This window comes from Micromonospora sp. NPDC048999, assembly GCF_040649295.1.
Classification (GTDB): domain Bacteria; phylum Actinomycetota; class Actinomycetes; order Mycobacteriales; family Micromonosporaceae; genus Micromonospora.
The window spans coordinates 50278-72308 of the sequence record NZ_JBEZFI010000007.1 but is presented as its reverse complement, the minus strand read 5'-3'; the positions used below and the strand labels follow the sequence as shown (position 1 = coordinate 72308).

Sequence of the window (22031 nt, the reverse complement as noted above, 5' to 3'; positions counted from 1 at the left end):
ACGGCCCCTGGCTGCGGGAACGCCGTTCCTAACCACACTGATGTAATTTGCTTCTTCGCGGTCAGGCTACCCCAGCGGGGGGCGCATTCCGAGCAACGCGCTGCCGACGCGGACATGTGTCGCGCCATACTCGATCGCGGTTTCCAGGTCGCCGCTCATCCCGGCCGACAACACGGTCGCCTCCGGGTGCCCGTCGCGGAACCGGTGCGCCACCTCGGCCAACCGGGCGAAGGCGCGTTCCGGCTCCCAGCCCAGCGGAGCCACCGCCATCAGCCCGCCCAGTCGCAGCGCCCCGGCGCCGGCCACCGCCGCGGCCAGCGGACCGAGGCCCCGGTCGGGATCCGCCGAGTCGGGCAGTGCCCCGCCCCGGGCCGGGTCGCCGTCGATGCTCACCTGCACCAGCACCTCCAACGGCCGGTCCCGGCCGGCTGCCGCGGCGGCGTCGAGGGCGGCGGCCAGGCGCGCGCTGTCGACCGACTGGACGACGTCGGCGTACCGAACCACCGAGCGGCACTTGTTGCGCTGTAACTGGCCGATGAAGTGCCAGCGGGGGGTGACCCCGGCCGCCGCCACCTCGGCGGCCTTCGGCGCCGCCTCCTGGTCGCGGTTCTCCCCCACGTCGGTCACGCCGAGCCCCGCGAGGGCCACCACGTCGCCGGCCGGGTACGTCTTGGTCACCGCGACCAGGGTGACCTCGCCGCGGTCCCGGCCGGCGGCCGCGCAGGCGTCCACGATGCGCGTACGGATCCGGGCGAGCCCGGCCGCGAGCTCGGCGCGACGGTCGGGTCGCACCGGGGCAGGTGTGTCGGTCATCGGTGCGGCTCAGGACCCGTTCTTGAGGAAGTCGGGCACGTCGACGTCGTCGAAGAGCACCCGACGCGGCTGCTGGGGGGCCGGCATGGTGGTCGGCGGCGCGACCGGCGGGTTCGGCTGGGCCGGCTGGTTCTGGTTGGTCTTGCGGGGCGGCTCGACCGCCTTGTACGCGGGCGTGCCCCCGTCGAAGCCCGCCGCGATCACGGTCACCCGCACCTCGTCGCCGAGCGCGTCGTCGATCACCGCGCCGAAGATGATGTTGGCGTCCGGGTGCGCCGCGTCGGTGACCAGCTGCGCGGCGTCGTTGATCTCGAACAGGCCCAGGTCGGAGCCGCCGGCGATGGAGAGCAGCACGCCGCGCGCACCGTCCATGCTCTGCTCCAGCAGCGGGCTGGAGATGGCCGCCTCGGCCGCCTCCACGGCGCGGTTCTCACCCCGGGCGCTGCCGATGCCCATCAGCGCGCTGCCGGCGCCGCTCATCACGCTCTTGACGTCGGCGAAGTCCAGGTTGATCAGACCCGGCGTGGTGATCAGGTCGGTGATGCCCTGGACACCGGAGAGGAGCACCTGGTCGGCGGTGCGGAAGGCGTCCATCATGGAGATGTTGCGGTCGCCGAGCGCGAGCAGCCGGTCGTTCGGGATGACGATGAGCGTGTCGCACTGGTTGCGCAGCTCCTCGATGCCCGCCTCGGCCTGCACCTGACGGCGCTTGCCCTCGAACGAGAACGGCCGGGTGACCACACCGATGGTGAGCGCGCCGAGCTTGCGGGCGATATTCGCCACCACCGGCGCGCCGCCGGTGCCGGTGCCGCCGCCCTCACCGCAGGTCACGAAGACCATGTCGGCGCCCTTGAGCACCTCCTCGATCTCGTCGCGGTGGTCCTCGGCGGCGTTCTTGCCGACGTCCGGATTCGCGCCGGCGCCGAGCCCCCGGGTCAGCTCCCGGCCCACGTCGAGCTTGACGTCGGCGTCGCTCATCAGCAGCGCCTGCGCGTCGGTGTTGATCGCGATGAACTCGACGCCCTTGAGCCCAACCTCGATCATCCGGTTGACGGCGTTGACGCCGCCGCCCCCGATGCCGACGACCTTGATGACCGCCAGGTAGTTGTGCGGAGGTGTCATCTCCGGTCCTTTCCCTTCGAGATTGGCATGGGCCGACCCCACACGGCTTGGCCGGACCAGCGGTGGAGCATCACCCAGCGGGGTCGAAACCCTCACCCTCTACTAGAGGCTTAGAGTAATGTCAACCACTGATCTCTTCGGGGCAACGTATGCGCCGCCGCGCGATGAGCCAAGGACCTTTTCGGCGTGTCGCCGGCCAGAGCGGGACGGCTCACGTTCCTGACCGACGAATCACCGGAAGGTGACCACGTCCGGGGCGCTGACGTCGATCGTGTCGGCCTTCCGGTCGAGCAGGGCGGTGGCCACCCTGGACTTGTCCTCACCCCGGGTGGCGTCCCCCCAGAAGACCGTCCGGTCGCTGCGCAGCCGCAGGCTGATCCGGGCCAGCCCGGCCACGTCCACCGAGACCAACTCGGCGCGCAGCCGCGGGCTGAGCGCGGCGAGCACCGCCAGCCCGGCCCGGGTGCCCGGGTCGTCCGGCGCCGGCCGACCCACCCTGACCACCGCCAGCCCGTCGGGCAGGGTGGGCACGGTCTGAAAGACCACGCCGGACCGGTCGATCACCGCGTAACCGTCGCCCTGTGGGACCGCCGCCGCCGGGGCCCGCTCCACCACCCGGATCACCAGGGCGTCCGGCCAGTCCCGCTCCACCGTGGCCCGTTCCACCGGGGCGAGGGCGCCGACCCGCCGGGCGATCGCCGCCAGGTCCACCCGGGCCAACGGCACGTCGTCCGGGACGGCCGCGGCTTCGCGTACCTGGACCGGGGTGACCAGCCGCGCGCCGACCACCCGTACCTCGCGCACGCCGAACAGGCCGGTGCCGAGCACGATCCAGGCGACCAGGCCGGCGATGGCGAGCACGGCGACGGTGACCGCCCAGGGCAACGCCGCGCGCATCCGCCGGCGCCGGGCCCGCGCCATGAACCGCCGGGTGGACGGCGGCACGGCGTCCGCGCCGGCCCGGACCAACTGCCACCGCCGCACCGGGTTGCGCCGGCCGGCCCCGCCGTCCTGCCCCGGGCCGCGGGCCGGGCCGGGGCTCATCCGGCCGTGGTCGCCGCGCCGTCCGAGCCGGCACCGCTACCGACCGCCGCCGCCTCGCCGGCCCCGGCGGCGGTACGGGCCAGCAGGGCGTCGAGCAGCTGGTCGCCCATCAGTGAGATCGGCGGCGCGCCCATGGTCACCACCACGTCGCCCGGGCGGGCCCGGTGGGCCACCTCGGCCGGCACGTCGTCCCACGCCTCGACGAAGACCTTCCGGTCGGCCGGCAACGGCACCGCCTCGATCAACGCGACCGAGCCCTCGCCCGGCTGGCGCAGCTCCCCCGGGCCGAAGACCTCCAACAGCACCAGCTCGTCGGCGATGCCGAGGGCCGCGGCGATCTCCGCCTGCAGGTCCCGGGTGCGGTAGAGCCGGTACGGCTGGAAGACCACGAGCAGCCGGCCCTCGCCGGCCACCTCGCGCAGCGTCTGCAGGGCCAACGTCATGGCGGTCGGGTGGTACGCGTACTCGTCGTAGACCAGCACGCCGTCCGCGACACCCTTGCGTTCGAAGCGCCGCCGCACGCCGGGGAACGTGCCCAGCGCCGCCTCGGCCGCCTCGACCGGCAGCTCCAGCAGGTACGCGGCGAGCACCGCGGAGGCGCTGTTGAGCCCCATGTGCCGCCCCGGCACCGGCAGCCGGATCTCGCCCAGCGACCGGCCGTCGATCTCGGCCAGGTAGCGCACACCCTGGGCGGACGAGGCTATGTCGCTCAACCGCAGGTCGGCGTCGGGCGACTCGCCGTACGTCCAGACCCGACGCCCCTCGGCCCGCAGCGTCTCGGCCAGCCGCCGGCCACCCGGGTCGTCGGCGCAGGTGACGATGAACCCGTCCGGGTCGGTGAGCCGGGCGAACTCGGCGAACGCCGCCTCCAGGGTGGCCAGGTCGCCGTAGGTGTTGAGGTGGTCCGCCTCGATGTTCGTGATGATCGAGACGTACGGACGGTAGATGAGGAACGAACGGTCACTCTCGTCCGCCTCGACCACGAAGTGTTCGCCGGTGCCGTGGTGCGCGCCGGAGCCGACCTCAGAGATCTCCCCACCGATCACGAAGGACGGATCGGTGCCGGCCTGCTGCAGCACCATGGTGACCATCGAGGTGGTGGTGGTCTTGCCGTGTGTGCCGGCGACCGCCACCGTCCGCCGGCCGGTCATGGCCGCGGCCAGGGCCTCGGACCGGTGCAGCACCCGCAGCCCGCGCCGGCGCGCCTCGACCATCTCCAGATGGTCCTGCGGGATCGCCGAGGAGTAGACCACCGTGTCCACGCCGTCCAGGTTGGACGGCTCGTGGCTCATGTGCACGGTGCCGCCGAGCGCCCGCAGACCGGCCAGGGACGGCCACTCCCGCAGCTCGCTGCCGGAGACCGGCAGGCCCCGGGTGAGGAAGAGCCGGGCCAGGCCGCTCATGCCGACCCCGCCCACGCCGATCAGGTGGATCCGGCCCAGGTCCTCCGCGGTCATCGTGCCGGCGGGGGTGAACTGCGCGGTGTTCATGAGCGGTGCCTTCCCGTCGGGGTGGTGATCGTCATCGGGCCACCGCCTCGTAGACGAAGTTCAGCAGGGCAGCGTCGCCGTCGCGCCGGCCGTACGCGGCCGCGGCGGCGCCCATCGCGGCGAGCCGCTGCGGATCCCGGACCAGCGGGATCACCGTACGCTCCAGCCAGGCCGGGGTCAGCTCGGCGTCGTCGACGAGCAGCCCGCCGCCGGCCTCCACCACGGGCAGCGCGTTGCGCTTCTGCTCCTGGTTGCTGTGCGGATAGGGCACGTAGATGGCGGGCAGGCCGATCGCGGCCACCTCGGCGCAGGTCATCGCGCCGCCCCGGGCCAGCATCAGGTCGGCGGCGGCGTAGCCCAGCTCCATCTCGGACAGGTAGGGCAGGGTCACGTACGGCACCGGCAGGTCGGTGGGGACGGAGATCGGCTCGTTGCGCGCGCCGATGACGTGCAGCACCTGCACGCCGTGGCGGGCCAGTTCCTTGGCCGCCCCGGAGACCGCGAGGTTGATCGAGCGGGCGCCCTGCGAGCCGCCGGCGACGAAGAGCACCGGCAGGTCGGGGCGGAGCCCGAAGCGGGCCCGGGCGGCGTTGCGCATGGCGGCCCGGTCCAGGCCGGCGATGCCCCGGCGCAGCGGCACCCCGACCACCCGGGCGTCGCGCAGCGACTCCGCCTGCGACGGCTGGTGCGGGAAGCCCACCGCGACGTTCTTGGTGAACTTCATCCCGAGTCGGTTGGCCACGCCCGGCGGCACGTTCACCTCGTGGATCACGATGGGCAGCTCGCGCCGCCACGCGGCCAGGTAGCCGGGCACCGAGACGTACCCGCCGAAGCCGACCACGGCGTCGGCGCGCACCTCGTCGATCACCTTGCCCGCCGCGCGGGCCGCCTTCCACATCCGGTCCGGGGTGCGGACCAGGCTCATGTTGATCGAGCGGGGCAGCTGGTAGGCCGGGATCTGGCGCAGGTCGTAGCCGGCCGGCGGAATCAGCTCGTTCTCCAGGCCCTTGGGTGTGCCGAGGCAGGTGATCCGGACGCTCGGGTCGTGTCGGCGCAGGCAGTCGGCGAAGGCGAGCAACGGGTAGATGTGTCCTCCCGTACCCCCTCCGCAGAGCACCACCGAACGCAGCGGACCCATCAGCGTCTCCTCTCGCTCGCCGTGCCGGCACGCGTCCGGCCCGGCCGGGCGCCGCGGGCTGCGGCCTGGTCGTCGGACCGCCGCGTCCGGGACCGGGGTACGGACCCACGGTCCGCCGGTGGCGACGCCGGTCGGCGGCGCCGGCCGGGAAGCGGCGGCAACGGGGCCCAGACTAGTCGGACCCACCGGGCCGGTGGACGGGCATGCAGGGCTCGGGCCGCGTCCGGCTCGGCGCGGGCGAAACTGGCGAGCAGCCCCACCGCCGCGAGGGTCACCACCAGGGCGCTGCCGCCGTCGGAGATGAACGGCAGCGGTACGCCGGTCAGCGGCAGCAGCCCGACCACGCCGCCGATATTGATCACGGCCTGGCCGACCAGCCAGGCGGTGACCCCGGCGGCGGCGAGCCGGCGGAACGGGTCCTCCACCCGCCGGGCGATCCGCAGCCCGGTGTACGCCAGCACGGCGAAGAGCACCAGCACCACCGCGCAGCCGACCACGCCCAGCTCCTCGGCGACGATCGCGAAGATGAAGTCGTTGTGCGCCTCGGGCAGCCAGTCCCATTTGAAGGTGCTCTTGCCCAGCCCGACCCCGAACCAGCCGCCGTGGTCGATGGCATTGCGGGCCTGGATGGTCTGGTAGCACCAGTCCTCGAAGCACTTCTTCGGATCGGGCGGGCTGACGAACATGGTGAGCCGCGCCAGCCGATAGTTCTCGGCGTCCCGCGAGCCGGAGCCGGCGCCGAGGGACGCCGCGGCGACCAGCAGACCGATGCCGAGCAGGCCCACCGCGGAGAGGGTGGCGAAGACCTGGAGCCGGACGCCGGCCGCCCAGAGCATGCCGACCAGCAGCGCGAGGAGGCAGAGCATGCTGCCCAGGTCGTTGTAGCCGACCAGGACGAAGAGCAGGCCGACCACCGGGAAGAGCGGGGTGGCCAACTCCTTCCACCAGCCCAACGCGGCGCCCTTGCGGGCCAGGACGCGCGCGGCCCAGAGCACCAGCGCGAACTTGGCCACCTCGACCGGCTGGATCGTGATCGGGCCGAGGAAGAGCCAGAGCAGGTCGGCCTTGAGCGGACCGATCGACTTCACCCGGAACAGCGCCTCCAGGGCGACCAGCAGGTTGAGGATCAGCAGCAGCACCACCGCCACACCGAGCACCGGCCGGCCCAGCGCCCGGAAGGTGCGGGCGGGCAACCGCTGGCACGCCCAGAACGCCACGATGCCGATCACCGCGAAGATCGTCTGGCGAACCAGCGACACCGAGGCGTCACCGCGATTGGCGTAGTCCCGAACGCTGGTCGCCGAGAAGACCATGGTCAGGCCGATCAGCAGCAGCAGGCCGGCGCTGGAGAGCAGCAGGTAGTAGGAGGCCAACGGCCGGGCCAGCAGCCCGCGCAGCGCGGCCAGCCCGCCGGCGGCGTCCCAGCCGAGCAGCGGCGCCGGCGGGTCCGCCGTCCGGGTCGCGGCGGGTGGCCGGCGGGCCGGCGTGTCGGTGTTGCCCTCGATGTCTCGTCCCGTCCCCACCCGCTCATCATCGCGGCTCGGCCCGCCCGCCCGTGGCCCAACCGCCCGGTCGGCGTGTCGAAAGGAGGGGCCCTTCGTTAACAGGCGTCTGTTAACAAAGGGCCCCCTCTTTACACCGGGGCGGTCAGGTGACCGCGGAGAGGAACTCGCTGAAGAACAGGCCCAGCGCGATGGCCACGCCGATGCCGGCGATGATCCAGAACCGGACCACGATGTTGACCTCGCTCCAGCCGGCCAGCTCGAAGTGGTGCTGCAGCGGCGACATCCGGAACACCCGCTTACCCGTGGTCCGGAACGAGATGATCTGGATCACCACGGACATCGTGATGATCACGAACAGCGCGCCGATGATCGGCAGCAACAGGATGGTCCGGGTGGACATCGCCATGCCGGCGATCAGGCCGCCCAGGCCGAGCGCGCCGGTGTCGCCCATGAAGATCCGGGCCGGCGACGTGTTCCACCAGAGGAAGCCGACGCAGGCGCCGGCCGCCGCGCCGGCGATCAGGGCGATCTCCAGCGGGTCCCGGACCGTGTAGCAGTACGCCGCGGTGTAGTCCGGGTCAGCGCACCAGTGCCGGTACTGCCAGAACGCGATCAGCGAATACGCGGCGAGCACCATCACCGAGGCGCCGGTGGCCAGGCCGTCCAGACCGTCGGTGAGGTTCACCCCGTTGGTCGCCGCCATCACCACCAGGATGATCACGATTACCGCACCGATCTTGCCGATCTCCAGGGCCGGGATGTCGCGGATGAAGCTCAGCGTGGTGCTGCCCACCGTCTCGGCGTTGGTCCGGACGCCGCGGACGTCGTACATGGTGCTCGGGAAGTAGAGCGCGACGACGCCGAAGACCGCGCCGACGATGATCTGGCCGGCCAGTTTGCCCCGCTTGTTGAGGCCACCGCTGTGCCGCTTACGCACCTTCAGGAAGTCGTCGATGAAGCCGACCGCGCCGGAGAACACCATCAGCCCCAGCAGCACCAGCGCCGTGATGGTCGGCTCGACCTGGGCGATCTGCTTGTCCGGCAGGGTGGTCAGGGCCAGGTGACCGGCGACGTACGCGATCACCGTGGCCAGGATGAAGACCACGCCGCCCATCGTCGGCGTGCCCTTCTTGGTCTGGTGCATGGCCGGGCCCTCGGCCCGGATCGGCTGCCCGGCCTTCAGCCGGGTGAACACCTTGATCGCGATCGGGGTGCAGAACAGCGAGACGATGAAGGCGACCCCGATGGCGACGATCACCGCCCTCATGAGGCGGCCCCGTTCCCGGCGGCCGTACGCAGCGCGTCGGCCACCTCCCAGGTGCGGTACCGGGAGCCCTTCACCAGGACCACGTCCCCTGGACGCAGTTCGCTCCGCAGCACCTCGACGGCCGCCGCCTGATCGGTGAGCAGCACCGACTCTCCTCCCCAGTCACTTACCGCTGTGGCCCCTTCGTGGATCGGCGCCGCCGGCTCGCCCACCACGAGCAGCCGGTCGACACCCAGTTCGGCCGCGAGCCGGCCGACTTGTTGGTGCCCCTCCGTCTCGAAGTCGCCCAGCTCGGCCATGTAGCCGAGCACCGCGACGGTACGCCCCGACCCGCGCATGCTGGCCAGCGACCGCAGCGCGACCGCCATCGAGGCCGGGTTGGCGTTGTACGAGTCGTCGATGACGGTGACCCCGTCGGGGCGCTCGAACACGTCCATCCGCCGGGTGGAGACGAGGCCCAGCTCGCCCAGCGCGGTGGCCAGGTCGGCCAGGGGCATCCCCAGCTCGCGGGCCACCGCCGCGGCGGCGAGGGTGTTGGAGACCTGGTGCCGCCCGGTCAGCCCGAGCCGCACCGGCGCGCTCCCCTCCGGGGTCAGCAGGGTGTACGACGGCCGCCCCCGCTCGTCCAGCATCACGTCCACCGCCCGCACCTCGGCCCGCTCCGACTCGCCGTACCGGACGACCCGGGCCTCGGTGCGGTTGGCCATCGCGTCGACGAGGGGGTCGTCGGCGTTCAGCACGGCCAGCCCGTCGGCGGGCAGCGCCTCGACCAGTTCTCCCTTGGCCAGGGCGATGGTCTCCACCGAGCCGAACTCGCCGAGGTGCGCGACCCCGACGTTGAGCACCACCGAGATCCGCGGGGGCACCACGTCGCAGAGGTAGCGGACGTGCCCGACGCCACGGGCGCCCTTCTCCATCACCAGGTAGCGGGTCTGCGGGCCGGCCTGCAACGCGGTGTACGGGTGCCCCAGCTCGTTGTTGAACGAGCCGGGCGGCGCGACGGTCGGGCCGAGCCGGACGGCGAGCTGGGCGATCAGGTCCTTGGTGGTGGTCTTGCCGGACGAACCGGTCAGCCCGATCACGGTCAGCCCGGGCAGCCGGTCGACCACCACGCGGGCCAGCCGCCCCATCGCGTCGAGCGCGTCGGCGACCAGCACCATCGGCACGCCGGGCACCTCGCGGGTGCCGAGCACGGCCGCCGCGCCCGCGGCCACCGCGACGGCGGCGTAGTCGTGCCCGTCCACCTTCTCGCCGGGGAAGGCGACGAAGAGCCCGCCGGGGCCGACCTTGCGCGAGTCGAACTCGACCGTGCCGGTGACCCGGACGTCCGGGTCGGCTGCGACCAGCCGGCCGTCGACGGCGGCTGCCACCTCGGCCAGGGTCAGCGGGATCATCGCTGCCCCACCAGGTCGCCGAAGCGGGCGCGCAGCGCCTCCGCCAGCTCCACCCGGTCGTCGAACGGCAGCACCTCGCCGTTGATCTCCTGGCCGCGTTCCTGACCCTTGCCCAGCAACGCCACGATGTCACCCGGTTCAGCCACCCGGACCGCCTCCTCGATCGCGGCCCGCCGGCCGGGCGCCTCGATGATCCGCGCACCGGTGTCCGCCGCGTACGCCCCGGTCAGTACCTCGGCCCGGATCGCGGCCGGATCCTCGGTGCGGGGGTTGTCGTCGGTCACCAGCACCACGTCGGCCCCCTGGGCCGCCACCGCGCCCATCACCGGCCGCTTGCCCCGGTCCCGGTCGCCGCCGGCGCCCAGCACGCAGATCAGCCGGCCCGCGGCCAGCTCCCGCAGGGCGGTCAGCACCGCCTCGATGGCATTGGCCTTGTGCGCGTAGTCGACGACCCCGAGCACCGGGGCCTCGCCGCTGACCAACTCCAGCCGGCCGGGCACCCCGCCGCAGGCGGCCACCCCCGACGCGGCGGTGGCCGGGTCGACCCCGGCAGCCACCAGGGTGGCGATGGCGAGCAGGGCGTTGGCCACGTTGTGCCGGCCGGGCAGCGACACGCCGGTGGGCACGGTCACCCCGTCCGGGCCGTGCACGGTGAAGCGCTGCGCGTACCCCTCGCCGTCGACGCCGTCGGCCCACCAGGTGGCGGTCGGGTCGCCGGCCGCCGAGTAGGTCACGGTCGTCGGCTTGAGCAGCGGACGCAGCGCCGGGTCGTCGTGGTTGAGCACCTCGACCTGGCAGCGCCCGTCGAAGAGCTTCGCCTTGGCGGCGAAATAATCCGCCTCGTCGGCGTGGTAGTCCAGATGGTCGGACCCGAAGTTGGTGTAGCCGCCGACGTTGAACCGGACCCCGCCGACCCGCCCCATGGCCAGGGCGTGGCTGGACACCTCCATGACCACCGCGTCGACCCCACGCTCTCGGGCCACGGCGAGCATGGCGTGCAGGTCGGTCGCCTCCGGCGTGGTCCGGACGCTGTCGATCACCAGGTCGCCGAGCCGGGCCTCCACCGTGCCGATCAGGCCGGTGGTGTGCCCGGCGGCGCGCAGCCCGGACTCGATCAGATAGCTGGTGGAGGTCTTGCCGGCGGTGCCGGTCACACCGATCACGGTCAGCCCGGCGGTCGGGTCGCCGTAGACGGCGGCGGCGACGGTGCCGAGCACCGCCCGCGGGTCGTCGACCACCAGGGTGGGCAGCCCTGCGGCGGCGGCCCGCTCCGCGCCGGCCGGGTCGGTCAGCACGGCCACCGCGCCGGCCTCGGCCGCGGCGGCGACGAACTCCGCGCCGTGCCGGCGGGCGCCCGGCAGGGCCGCGTACAGGTCGCCGGGGTGGACTTCCTGGCTGGCGTGGGTCACCCCGGTGACGGTCACCTCGGCGTCTGCCGGCGGGATGGCGGCCACCCGGGCGGCGAGGTCGCCGAGCCGGACGGGATTCACGGTACGGGGACGTGGATTGCCGGGCACGGCGTCAGACCCTACCCGGTCGTGCGGTCCCGACCGCACAGCCGCCCCGGTGGTTCGTCCCCACTCACCGATGATGTCCCTCCGTGCCCGCTCAGTGCGGAAAGACCTCGAACTTGGGGGACCTGTCGGTCGCCGAAGGCGGCACCCGGTAGTGGGCGAGAGTGAAGCCCATCATCTCCCGGAAGGCCGGCGCGGACACCCCGGCGGCCTCCCCGCCCGGGCTCCAGACGAAGACCGCCACCACGTACCTCGGCTTGTCCGCCGGGGCCATCCCGATGAACGAGTGGACCTCGCCGGTCTGTTTCTTGCCATCGACGTACCGCAGCCCGGTGCCGGTCTTGCCGGCCACCCGATAGCCGGGGACGGCGGCGGCCAGGCCGGTCGCCTGCCCGTCCGGGCCGTCGACCGTGGTGACCGCCTCCAGCATCCGGCGCAGGGCGGCCGCGTTCTGCGGGCTGAGCACCGGCCGGGTGACCGGAGTGGCGGCCGGCGTCCGCTTCCCGTCCGGGTCGATCACGTTCTTGATCAGGTGCGGCTGGACGTACGTCCCGTCGTTGGCGATCGCGGCGTACGCGGCGGCCATCTGCAACGGGGTGGCGTCCACGCTGTGCCCGATCGGCACCGACCCGTACGACGACTCGCTCCACTCGTCGGCGGGGAGCAGCCGCCCGGCGGCTTCCCCGGGCATGCCCTCGCCGGTGGCCCGCCCCAGCCCGAACCGCTTCTGGTAGTCGATGAGGCGGTCCCGGCCCAGCCGCTCGGCGATCTCGATCGTCCCGACGTTGGACGAGAAGGCGAGCATGCCGGGGATGCTCATCTGTCGCCCGTTGGCCGGGTGGGTGTCCTCGAAGAGGACGCCGCCCCTGGTGATCGTGTTGGCCACCGGAAAGGTGGTGTCCGGGGTGATCACGCCCTCCTGGAGGGCGGCGCCGTAGGTGATCGCCTTGTGGATCGAGCCGGGGTCGACCACGAAGCTGGTGGCCGCGTCCGCCCGGTCGGCCGGAGAGTTGACCTTGCCCGGGGCGGCCGCGTCATAGCCGGGGTAGCTCGCCTGGGCCAGCACCTCGCCCGAGGGGATCTCGATGGCCACCGCCGCGCCGACGCCGTCCCGGGCCTGGGCCATCTTGGCGGACATGATGCGCTGGAACCGGAACTGGAGGTCGCGGTCGACGGTGAGTTCCAGCGAGCCGCCCGGCTTGGCCTCGGTGGTCTCGCTGTAGCCGCCCGGGATCGGTGCGGCCAGGTCGCCCTGCCCCACCTCGTACGTCTTCTTGCCGGGCTGGCCCTCCAGGAGGTCGTCGTACTTCGCCTCCAGGCCCTCCAGCCCGACCATGTCCGGGCTGACGAAGCCGAGCAGGTTGGCGGCCAGGTCGCCCACCTCGCGCCGCTCGTCCCGGTGCACGCCGATGCCGGCCAGGTCCAGCGCCATGATCTGCTTGGCCTTGTCGATGTCGACACCGCGGGCCAGGTAAACGAACTGGGACTGGGTGGTGGTGCCGGGCAGCGTACGGCGCTTCATCCTGTCGGCCAGTTCGGAGGCGGGCACGCCGAGCAGCGGTGAGAGCTGTTTCGCGGTGGTGAGCCGCTCCTTTTCCTCGATCAGGGTCGGGTCGGCGTAGACGTAGCGCGCCTCGACGCTGTGCGCCAGCGGGGCACCGGTCCGGTCGTAGATGGCCCCGCGCGGGGCCGGCAGCTCGACCGAGACCACCCGTTTGTCGAGCCCGCCGTCGGCGAACGCCGGCGGGGTGAGGGTCTGCAGGATGACCAGCCGGATACCGATGGTGGTGAAGAGAGCCAGGACGAGCAGCGTGCCGAGCCGCAGCCGGCGGCGCGGATCGGCGAGCTTCGGCGGGCGGCGCGGCTTGCGCGACGGCCGGCGGGCGGCGGGCCGCCGCGGGCCCGGCGAGCGCCGCGACGGCGCGGGCTCGTCGTCGTCGAAGGGCTCCCGCACCGGCCGGGCCGACACGGACCGGACCGCGCCGGCCCGGCCACCCGCCCCGGCCTCGCGGCGGCCAGCACGGGCGGCGCCGGCCCGGCCGCGCTCGGGCGCCGCCGCGGTCTCCCGGCGGCCGGTGCGGGTCGTCCCGGCCTGGCCGCCGTCGAGCACCTGCAACGCCGGCCGGAACGGGTCGCCGGAGCGGCCGCTGCGCGGCGTACGCCGCTGCTGGGCGCCCCCGCCCGCCCCGGTCCGGGTGGCGCCGCCCCCCTCCCGGATGGTCCGCCCCCGCGGCGTGTACGCCCGCGCGTCGGAGATCCCGCCGATCCGGGGCTCACCGGAGCGGGGCACGTCGTCCCGGCCGCCCCGGGACGAGTCGCGCCGGGAGCCCGTGGCGTCCCGGCGCGGATCCTCCGATCTCGGCGGCACGACTCAGCCTCCGTTGCCCTGCTGGCTGGTGATGGCCGGCATGCCCTCCGCCGGGTGCGGGACGCCGATCATCTTGCCGTCCGGCAGCCGGATGTACGCCGGATCCGCCGACTCGACCAGGCCGAGCCTGCGGGCGTTGGCGGTCAGGTTGCCCGGGGCGTTCTGGTCGGCGATATCCTTCTCCAGCTGCTGCTGGTCGACGTCGAGCTTCGCCTGCCGCTGCTGCAGCTCCCGCAGCTTGAACGCGTTCTCATTGATCTTGGTGTTGACCGCCAGGATGCCGAGCACCCCGCCGACCACCAGGACCAGGATCAGGCCGACGAACGGAGCCCGCGGCACGGACACCGGCGGCGGCGGGGCGACCCGCAGCCGTGGCGCCGGCGTACCGGTCGGCTGGGTCCGCTCGGCCGGCCGCAGCGCGGCGCTGCCCTGGGTGGGGAACTCGCGCGCCCCCCGGGCGCGAGTCTCCTCCCGACGGTCGCGCCGGTCGGCCCCCGCCGTCGCGGTCGCGGCCCGCGTGGTGCGCTGCGCCGCGGTCCGGCCCCCCGACCGCGGTGCGCGCTGCCCGACGGCGTCCCGGCCGTCGCGCTGATTGACGTTCATGTCCCCTCCCCCTCATCGTCCGTCCCGTTGTCGTCCCCCTGGGCCGATCGCGGATCCGAGCCGGATTCCGGCGACCCCGTACCCGGTTGGTGCATCGCCTTCACCCGGCGGCGGTACCGTTCGCGGTCGGTACGCCCCTGCTGGGCCGCCTCCGGGTCGAGCCGTTCCGCGGCCCGCAGCCGCACCGAGGCGGCGCGGGGGTTCGCGGCGACCTCCGCCTCCCCGGGCAGCTCGGCGCCCCGGCTGAGCAGCCGGAACGTCGGGCCCGACCCGGGCAGTTCGACCGGGAGGTCGACCGGGCCCTTGCTGCGGACCCGGTCGGCGAGCGCCTGCTTGGTGAGCCGGTCCTCCAGCGAGTGGTAGGACAGGACCACCATGCGGCCACCCACGGCGAGCTTGTCGAGGGCGGCCGGCAGCGCCGTCTCCAGCACTGCCAACTCTCGGTTTACCTCGATGCGTAAAGCCTGAAACGTTCTCTTTGCCGGGTGTCCCCCGGTTCGTCGGGCTGGCGCCGGAATGCTCTCCCGGACCAGCTCGGCCAGTCGCGCCGAGGAGGTGATCGGCGCCCGTTCCCGTTCCCGGATGATCGCCGAGGCGATCTTCCCGGCGAACTTCTCCTCGCCGTACACCCGCAGCACCCGGGCCAGCTCGGGGTGGCCGTAGGTGTTGACCACCTCCTCGGCGGTCACCCCCCGGGTCTGGTCCATGCGCATGTCCAGCGGCGCGTCCTGCGCGTACGCGAACCCGCGGTCGGGCGCGTCGAGTTGGAGCGACGACACGCCGAGGTCGAACAGGATCCCGTCGATCGTCGGGTAGCCGAGCCGGTGGAGCACGTCGGGCAGCTCGTCGTAGACGGCGTGCTCGAGGTGGATCCGGTCGGCGAACCGAGCCAGCCGGACCCGCGCGTGGGCCAGGGCCTCGGTGTCCCGGTCCAGGCCGATCAGCACCGTGTTCGGATGCGCCGCCAGCACCGCCTCGGCGTGGCCGGCCAAGCCCAGCGTGGCATCGACGTGCACGGTGCGTCGGTTTTGGCCCAGCGCGGGGGCCAGCAGCTCGAGACACCGCTCAAGCAGCACCGGCACGTGCGTGCCGCGTAGCTCCCCCATGTCGACCCCCACTGGTTGAAAACCAACTTCCGTCCGTGCCGCGTCCGTCGTCGCCACGACGCCCCTCCGTACCGCCAGATCCCCATCCGCTCCCGCCCGCCGGAGGCCGCGGCCCTCCGATCGGATCGTGCGCCTGGCACCGGGGAAGGGGTGCCAGGAACTCGAAAGCGGCTGGAGATCTCGCAGTACGTCGGGCGCCGTCACGCCCTACAGACCGCCGGGCAGCACCCCCTCCTCGATGTCGGCGAAGTCGTCTTCGCTCTCCGCGAGGTAGGCCTCCCAGGCCGCCTTGTCCCAGATCTCCACCCGGGTGCTCGCGCCGATCACGACCAGATCCCGGTCGAGGGCGGCGTAGGACCTCAGGTGCGCGGGGATGGTTACCCGCCCCTGCTTGTCCGGCACCTCGTCGTGCGCGCTGGCGAAGAAGACCCGGCTGTAGGCCCGGGCCGCCTTGCTCGTCATCGGCTGCGCGCGCAACTGGTCGGCGATCCGCTGGAACTCAGGCATCGGAAACACGTAGAGGCAGCGCTCCTGCCCTTTGGTGATCACGACACCCCCCGCCAGCTCGTCCCGGAACTTCGCCGGAAGGATCAACCGGCCTTTGTCGTCCAGGCGCGGAGTGTGGGTGCCGAGGAACATCGGCCCAACCCCCTCGCCCCGAGCGGCGTTCGCGGCGCCGCTGACCCCCCGGGCCGGTGTGGCCCTCCCGGCCTCACCATCGCGCCCCACTCTACTCCACTTCCCTCCACCCGCAACCGGAAACGCCGCTGCGGCGCGTCGTTTCCGGGCGCAAAAGAGCACGTCAGATGGGGTGGGGCGGAGTGGAGGGCCAGCGCGGCCCCCGCCGCGCGTCCACAACCCGACATAGATCGACTCTGTCCGGCGGAGCATCCGGTGACCGTCCGCCGGATGGCACCGCCCGAACGGTTCGCCGTCCGCAACGATCTGGCGGACGCCGGGGTCCGGTAACCTCGCTCGCGTGACGGACGCGAAGATGCCCCTGCGGGCAAAGGTGGCCAGCTCCGTGTCACGGACCGCCGCGGCGCTGTCCCGGGCCGCGGGCCGTGGCGACGGCTCGGTGATCGGCGGCTGGATCGGCCTCAAGATCGACCCTGACCTGCTCGCCCACCTCTCGGCGGGGCGGGCCATTGCCCTGGTGTCCGGCACCAACGGCAAGACCACCACAACCCGGCTCACCACCGCCGCCGTCGGCGTGCTCGGCCGGGTGGCCACCAACTCGTTCGGCGCCAACATGCCCAGCGGCCACACCTCGGCCCTGGCCAAGGCCGGCAGCACCCCGTACGCCGTGCTGGAGGTCGACGAGCACTACCTGGCGCAGGTGCTGGAGGCCACCGAACCGCACGTGGTGGCCCTGCTCAACCTCTCCCGCGACCAGCTCGACCGGGCCAAGGAGGTCGCCATGATGGCGCAGCTCTGGCGCGCCGCGCTGGTCCGGCACCCCGACGTCCGGGTGATCGCCAACGCCGACGATCCGCTGGTGGTCTGGGCCGCCACGCCGCCCGCCGACCCGGCCCAGGGCCACATCCCGCCGCACGTCACCTGGTTCAGCGCCGGCCAGCGGTGGCACGACGACTCGTGGGTCTGCCCGGAGTGCGGTTCCACCATTCAGCGCTCGGGCGAGCAGTGGCGGTGCACCGGCTGCCCGCTGCGCCGCCCCGAGCCGCAGTGGGCCGTCGAGGACGACGGCGTGCTCGACCCGACCGGCGCCTGGCACAAGGTGCAGCTCCAGCTCCCCGGCAAGGTCAACCTCGGCAACGCGGCCACCGCCCTCGCCGTCGCCGCCGAGTTCGGCGTACGGCCGGTGGACGCGGTCGTCCGGCTCGGCACGGTCACCTCGGTGGCCGGCCGCTACGCTCAGGTAGACCGGGACGGGCGCAACATCCGGCTGCTGCTGGCCAAGAACCCGGCCAGCTGGTTGGAGGCGTTCGACATGGCCGACGAGGCGCCGACGCTGCTGTCCATCAACGCGCGCGAGCCCGACGGGATGGACACCTCCTGGCTCTTCGACGTCGACTTCGCGCCGCTGCGCGGCCGGCAGGTGCTGATCACCGGCGACCGGGCGTACGACCTGGCCGTCCGGCTCGACATCAACGACGTGCCGTTCCAACACGTACGCAGCTTCGACGAGGCGATCCGGGCCGTGCCACCGGGCCGGCTGGAGGTCATCGCCAACTACACCGCCTTCCAGGACATCCGAGCGGAGCTGGACCGTGTCAACTGAGAGCCTGCGCATCGTCTGGATCTACCCCGACCTGCTGTCCACCTACGGCGACCGGGGCAACGCGCTGATCCTGGCCCGCCGGGCCCAGCTGCGCGGCATGCCGGTCGAGGTGGTGGAGGTCCGTTCCGACCAGCGGCTGCCCGCCACCGCCGACATCTACCTGCTCGGCGGCGGCGAGGACGGCCCGCAGGCGCTCGGCGCCCAGCGGCTGATCGCCGACGGCGGCCTGCACCGGGCGGTCGCCCAGGGCTCGGTGGTGTTCGGCGTCTGCGCCGGCTACCAGCTCCTCGGCACCTCGTTCTTCGCCAAGGGCACCCAGTACCGAGGCCTCGAACTGCTGGACATCTCCTCCGACCGGGGGCCCACCCGGGCCGTCGGGGAGCTGGCCGGCGACGTCGACGCGCGGCTGGGCCTCCCCTACCTGACCGGGTTCGAGAACCACGGCGGGCGGACCCATCTCGGCCCGGGGGTGTCACCGCTGGCCCGGGTCACCGCCGGGGTCGGCAACGACGGGGCGACCGAGGGCGCCTGGCGGGGCAAGCTGCTCGGCACCTATTCGCACGGCCCGGCGCTGGCCCGCAACCCGGCCCTGGCCGACCTGCTGCTGCGCTGGGCGACCGGCATCCACCAGCTACCCGCGCTCGACGACACCTGGGCCGACCGGCTCCGGTCCGAGCGCCGCGCCGCGGTGGCCGCGTCCGCCCGGGCATGAATTCCGCTACCCGGCGGCCGTCCGCGCACCGGCTCGCGCGGCTGCTGCGACAGCCGTCCGCGCGCCGGTTCGGGCTGCTGCTCCTGCTGCTCGCCGGGTTCGGGGTGGCCCTGCTGCTGGCGCCCCGGCCGGACCCGGCCGAGTTGCCCCGGCTCGCCGACGCCCTCGGCGGGTACGCCCCGATCGCGGCCGTCGGCGGCGGCGCGCTGCTGATGGCGGCGCTGGTCCCGCGTACCTTCGTCACGCTCGCCACGGGTGCGATCTTCGGCCCGGTGGCGGGCGGCGCGTACTCCCTCGGTGCGGCACTGCTCGCGGCGGGGCTCGGCTTCGCGATCGGCCGCCTGCTGGGCCGGGACTTCGTGGCCGAGCGGGTCCGGGGCCGACTGGCCCGGCTGGACGGCTGGTTCACCCGGCAGAGCCTGTTCGGGGTGATCACCGTACGGCTGCTGCCGATCGCCGCGTTCGGGCTGGTCAGCTACGGCTACGGCACCACCGGCGCCCGGCCGCTGCCGTACCTGGCCGGCAGCGTGATCGCCGCCGCCCCCACCGCCGTCGGCTACGCGGCGCTCGGCGCCGCGGCCACCTCCCCCGACCCGGTCAACTGGTACGCCGCCGCGCCGGCCAGCCTCGGCCTGATCGCCAGCGTGGTCATCGTGCACCGCTGGTGGCAGGCGGAGCGCCAGCGCCGCCTCGGCCCGAGCTGAGCCGACGCGGCGCTGGGCCGCCGATGAAGGTCCGCGCAGTTTCCCGGAACGTGGGGCCTCCCGGCGCGGGGAGGCCACACTTTCCCTGAAGTCGCTGCCTCCCCGGCCGGGGGCCGGGGAGGCTAGGCGCGCGAGGCGGGGGTCAGGCGACGATTGAGACCATGCGGCCCTTGATCACGATGACCTTGCGGGGCTCCTTGCCGGCCAGGGTGCTGGCGACCGCCTCCAGGGCGGCGGCCCGGACGGCATCCTCGGACGCGTCGGCGGCCACCTCGATCCGGCCACGCACCTTGCCGTTGACCTGCACCGGGTAGGTCACCGTCTCGGCGACCAGCAGCGCCGGGTCCGCGGTCGGGAAGTCCGCGTACGCCAGGGAGGTGTCGTGGCCCAGTCGCTGCCACAGCTCCTCGGCGATGTGCGGGGCGAACGGCGCCAGCATCAGCACCAGCGGCTCGGCCACCTCGCGCGGCGTCGCCGGCAGCCGGGTCAGCCCGTTGGTCAGCTCGATCAGCTTGGCGATCGCGGTGTTGAACCGGATCGCCTCCATGTCGCCGCGGACGCCGTCGATGACCTTGTGCAGCAGCCGCCGGGTCGCCTCGTCGGCCGGCGTGTCGGTGATGCGCGGTTCACCGGTCTGCTCGTCGACGACCGCCCGCCAGACCCGCTGCAGGAACCGGTACGAGCCGATCACCGCCCGGGTCTCCCACGGGCGGGACACCTCCAGCGGGCCCATCGACATCTCGTACACCCGGAAGGTGTCCGCGCCGTACGCCGCGCACATCTCGTCCGGGGTGACGACGTTCCGCAGGGACTTGCCCATCTTGCCGTACTCGCGCCTGACCTCGGTCTCGCCGTGGAAGAACTGGCCGTCGACCTCGACGACCTCCTCGGCCGGCACGTAGGTGCCCCGGACGTCGGTGTAGGCGTACGCCTGGATGTAGCCCTGGTTGAACAGCTTGCGGAACGGCTCGACCGACGAGACGTGGCCCAGGTCGTACAGCACCTTGTGCCAGAACCGGGCGTACAGCAGGTGCAGCACCGCGTGTTCGGCGCCGCCGACGTACAGGTCGGTGCCCCCGCAGTCACCCGCGCCGCGCGGGCCCATCCAGTACGCCTCGTTCTCCGGGTCGACGAAGCGCTCGCTGTTCGTCGGGTCCAGGTAGCGCAGCTCGTACCAGCAGGAGCCGGCCCACTGCGGCATCACGTTGGTCTCCCGGGTGTAGCGCTTCGGCCCGTCACCCAGGTCCAGCTCCACCTCCACCCAGTCGCGCCGCCGGGACAGCGGGGTCTCCGGGTTGCTCCCGGCGTCCTCCGCGTCGAACGTCTTCGGCGAGAAGTCGTCCACCTCGGGCAGCTCGACCGGCAGCATCGACTCGGGCAGCGCGATCGGCGCGCCGGTCTCGTCGTACACGATCGGGAACGGCTCGCCCCAGTAGCGCTGCCGGGAGAACAGCCAGTCCCGCAGCCGCCAGGTCACCGCGCCGGTGCCGTGCCCGTCGGCCTCCAGCCACTCGATGATCCGGGCCTTGGCGTCGGCCACCCCCAGGCCGTTCAGGTCCAGGCCGCGCTCGGGCGCGGCGCTGTTGATCGCCGGGCCGTCCCCGGTGTACGCCTTGCCGGCGAAGCCCTCCGACGGCTGCACGGTGCGCACGATCGGCAGGTCGAAGACCTCGGCGAAGTCCCAGTCCCGCTCGTCCTGGGCGGGGACCGCCATGATCGCGCCGGTGCCGTAGCCGGCCAGCACGTAGTCGGCGATGAAGATCGGGATGCGCGCGCCGGTGACCGGGTTGGTGGCGTACTCGCCGATGAAGACGCCGGTCTTCTCCCTGGTCTCCGCCTGCCGCTCCACGTCCGTCTTGGCCGCGGCGGCCTTCCGGTACGCCTCGACGGCGACTCGCGGGCTGGCGTGCCCGGCGGTCCAGGCGTCCTTCGTCCCCTCCGGCCACGCGCCCGGCACCAGCACGTCGACCAGCTCGTGCTCGGGGGCCAGCACCAGGTAAGTGGCGCCGAAGATGGTGTCCGGCCGGGTCGTGAACACCCGCACCGGGCCCTGGTCGGTCGGGAAGTCGACGTGCGCACCCTGGGACCGACCGATCCAGTTGCGCTGCATCAGCTTGATCGGCTCCGGCCAGTCCAGCTTGTCCAGGTCGTCCAGCAGCCGGTCACCGTACGCGGTGATCCGCATCATCCACTGCTTCAGGTTGCGCTTGAAGACCGGGAAGTTGCCCCGCTCGGAGCGGCCGTCGGAGGTGACCTCCTCGTTGGCCAGCACGGTGCCCAGCCCCGGGCACCAGTTCACCGGTGCCTCCGAGACGTACGCCAGCCGCTGGTCGTCGACGACCTTGCGCCGCTCGCCCACGGTCAGCTCGGCCCACGGCCGGCCGTCCGGGGTGGGCCGGTTGCCCCCCTCGAACTCGGCGATCAGCTCGGCGATCGGTCGGGCCTTGCGCACGTCCGGGTCGTACCAGGAGTTGAAGACCTGCAGGAAGACCCACTGGGTCCAGCGGTAGAAGTCGGTGTCGATGGTGGCCACCGAACGACGCTCGTCGTGGGCCAGCCCCAGCCGGCGCAGCTGCGCCTTGTAGCGCTCGATGTTCTGCTCGGTAGTGGTCCTGGGGTGGGTGCCGGTCTGCACCGCGTACTGCTCGGCCGGCAGGCCGAACGCGTCGAAGCCCATCGCGTGCAGCACGTTGCGCCCGGCCATCCGCTGGTAGCGGGCGAAGCAGTCGGTGCCGATGTAGCCCAGCGGGTGGCCGACGTGCAGGCCCGCGCCCGACGGGTACGGGAACATGTCCAGCACGTACAGCTTCTCGGCGCCGGCCCGCGGGTGGCTCGGATCGGCCAGCGGCCCGGTCGGGTTCGGTGCGTGGAAGGTGCCCGCCCGCTCCCAGGTGTCCTGCCAGCGGTGCTCGATCTGCGCGGCCAGGGTCGCGGTGTACCGGAACGGGGGGATGTCGGTCGCCGGTGCGGCTGCCTCACTCATGGCGTCTCCTCGGCGCGGGGTCAGGT

The 22031-nt window shown here is 73.1% G+C and carries 17 protein-coding genes; 3 read left to right on the top strand and 14 right to left on the bottom strand.

Going from position 1 to position 22031, the window contains the following annotated elements; translation table 11 throughout:
• Positions 1–66: 66 nt before the first annotated feature.
• The 13 genes from AB0C02_RS11945 to mraZ form a co-directional block, all read right to left on the bottom strand.
• The gene (locus AB0C02_RS11945; RefSeq protein ID WP_357545370.1) at positions 67–813 is read right to left on the bottom strand and encodes a YggS family pyridoxal phosphate-dependent enzyme; all 747 of its coding nucleotides are present in this window, start codon (positions 811–813) and stop codon (positions 67–69) included.
• A gap of 9 nt (positions 814–822) precedes the next feature.
• Complete coding sequence (gene ftsZ / locus AB0C02_RS11940) at positions 823–1935, bottom strand: cell division protein FtsZ (RefSeq protein ID WP_357545347.1); 1113 nt, start codon at positions 1933–1935, stop codon at positions 823–825.
• Between the two features lie 231 nt (positions 1936–2166).
• Positions 2167–2979 (bottom strand): FtsQ-type POTRA domain-containing protein, encoded by an 813-nt coding sequence (locus tag AB0C02_RS11935; RefSeq protein WP_357545336.1) that lies wholly within the window; start codon positions 2977–2979, stop codon positions 2167–2169.
• Positions 2976–4469 carry a UDP-N-acetylmuramate--L-alanine ligase gene (murC, locus tag AB0C02_RS11930; protein ID WP_357545324.1) on the bottom strand — a complete coding sequence of 498 codons (1494 nt, stop codon included), beginning with the start codon at positions 4467–4469 and terminating at the stop codon, positions 2976–2978. The genes AB0C02_RS11935 and murC overlap by 4 nt, the downstream gene beginning before the upstream one ends.
• 31 nt (positions 4470–4500) lie before the next feature.
• A complete protein-coding gene (gene murG / locus AB0C02_RS11925; RefSeq protein WP_357545314.1) occupies positions 4501–5607 on the bottom strand; it encodes an undecaprenyldiphospho-muramoylpentapeptide beta-N-acetylglucosaminyltransferase in 1107 nt (368 codons plus the stop codon).
• The gene (locus AB0C02_RS11920; protein ID WP_357546297.1) at positions 5607–7040 is read right to left on the bottom strand and encodes a putative peptidoglycan glycosyltransferase FtsW; all 1434 of its coding nucleotides are present in this window, start codon (positions 7038–7040) and stop codon (positions 5607–5609) included. The genes murG and AB0C02_RS11920 overlap by 1 nt, the downstream gene beginning before the upstream one ends.
• Positions 7041–7254: 214 nt before the next feature.
• Complete coding sequence (gene mraY / locus AB0C02_RS11915) at positions 7255–8379, bottom strand: phospho-N-acetylmuramoyl-pentapeptide-transferase (protein WP_357545304.1); 1125 nt, start codon at positions 8377–8379, stop codon at positions 7255–7257.
• Positions 8376–9773 (bottom strand): UDP-N-acetylmuramoyl-tripeptide--D-alanyl-D-alanine ligase, encoded by a 1398-nt coding sequence (gene murF, locus AB0C02_RS11910; RefSeq protein WP_357545286.1) that lies wholly within the window; start codon positions 9771–9773, stop codon positions 8376–8378. Before murF ends, mraY begins: the two co-directional genes overlap by 4 nt.
• Positions 9770–11329 (bottom strand): UDP-N-acetylmuramoyl-L-alanyl-D-glutamate--2,6-diaminopimelate ligase, encoded by a 1560-nt coding sequence (locus AB0C02_RS11905; protein WP_357545265.1) that lies wholly within the window; start codon positions 11327–11329, stop codon positions 9770–9772. Before AB0C02_RS11905 ends, murF begins: the two co-directional genes overlap by 4 nt.
• 52 nt (positions 11330–11381) lie before the next feature.
• Entirely contained in the window at positions 11382–13655 is a 2274-nt protein-coding gene (locus AB0C02_RS11900; protein ID WP_357545255.1) for a penicillin-binding protein 2, read from the bottom strand.
• Between the two features lie 3 nt (positions 13656–13658).
• Positions 13659–14258 (bottom strand): hypothetical protein, encoded by a 600-nt coding sequence (locus tag AB0C02_RS11895; RefSeq protein WP_357545236.1) that lies wholly within the window; start codon positions 14256–14258, stop codon positions 13659–13661.
• The gene (gene rsmH / locus AB0C02_RS11890; RefSeq protein ID WP_357545220.1) at positions 14255–15364 is read right to left on the bottom strand and encodes a 16S rRNA (cytosine(1402)-N(4))-methyltransferase RsmH; all 1110 of its coding nucleotides are present in this window, start codon (positions 15362–15364) and stop codon (positions 14255–14257) included. Before rsmH ends, AB0C02_RS11895 begins: the two co-directional genes overlap by 4 nt.
• A 207-nt stretch (positions 15365–15571) precedes the next feature.
• Complete coding sequence (mraZ, locus tag AB0C02_RS11885; RefSeq protein WP_089006009.1) at positions 15572–16003, bottom strand: division/cell wall cluster transcriptional repressor MraZ; 432 nt, start codon at positions 16001–16003, stop codon at positions 15572–15574.
• A gap of 355 nt (positions 16004–16358) precedes the next feature.
• On the opposite strand from mraZ, the gene AB0C02_RS11880 reads away from it, so the two are divergent.
• Genes AB0C02_RS11880 through AB0C02_RS11870 form a run of 3 tightly spaced genes read left to right on the top strand, consistent with a single transcriptional unit; the run spans position 16359 to position 19022 of the window.
• On the top strand, positions 16359–17606 hold the full coding sequence (locus AB0C02_RS11880; RefSeq protein WP_357546291.1) for a MurT ligase domain-containing protein: 1248 nt from the start codon (positions 16359–16361) through the stop codon (positions 17604–17606).
• On the top strand, positions 17596–18318 hold the full coding sequence (locus AB0C02_RS11875) for a glutamine amidotransferase (protein WP_357545183.1): 723 nt from the start codon (positions 17596–17598) through the stop codon (positions 18316–18318). The genes AB0C02_RS11880 and AB0C02_RS11875 overlap by 11 nt, the downstream gene beginning before the upstream one ends.
• Positions 18315–19022: a VTT domain-containing protein gene (locus tag AB0C02_RS11870; protein WP_357545177.1), complete on the top strand. Its 708-nt coding sequence runs from the start codon at positions 18315–18317 to the stop codon at positions 19020–19022. Before AB0C02_RS11875 ends, AB0C02_RS11870 begins: the two co-directional genes overlap by 4 nt.
• 142 nt (positions 19023–19164) lie before the next feature.
• On the opposite strand, the gene leuS is transcribed toward AB0C02_RS11870, so the two are convergent.
• Positions 19165–22005 (bottom strand): leucine--tRNA ligase, encoded by a 2841-nt coding sequence (gene leuS, locus AB0C02_RS11865; RefSeq protein ID WP_357545166.1) that lies wholly within the window; start codon positions 22003–22005, stop codon positions 19165–19167.
• Positions 22006–22031 lie beyond the last annotated feature (26 nt).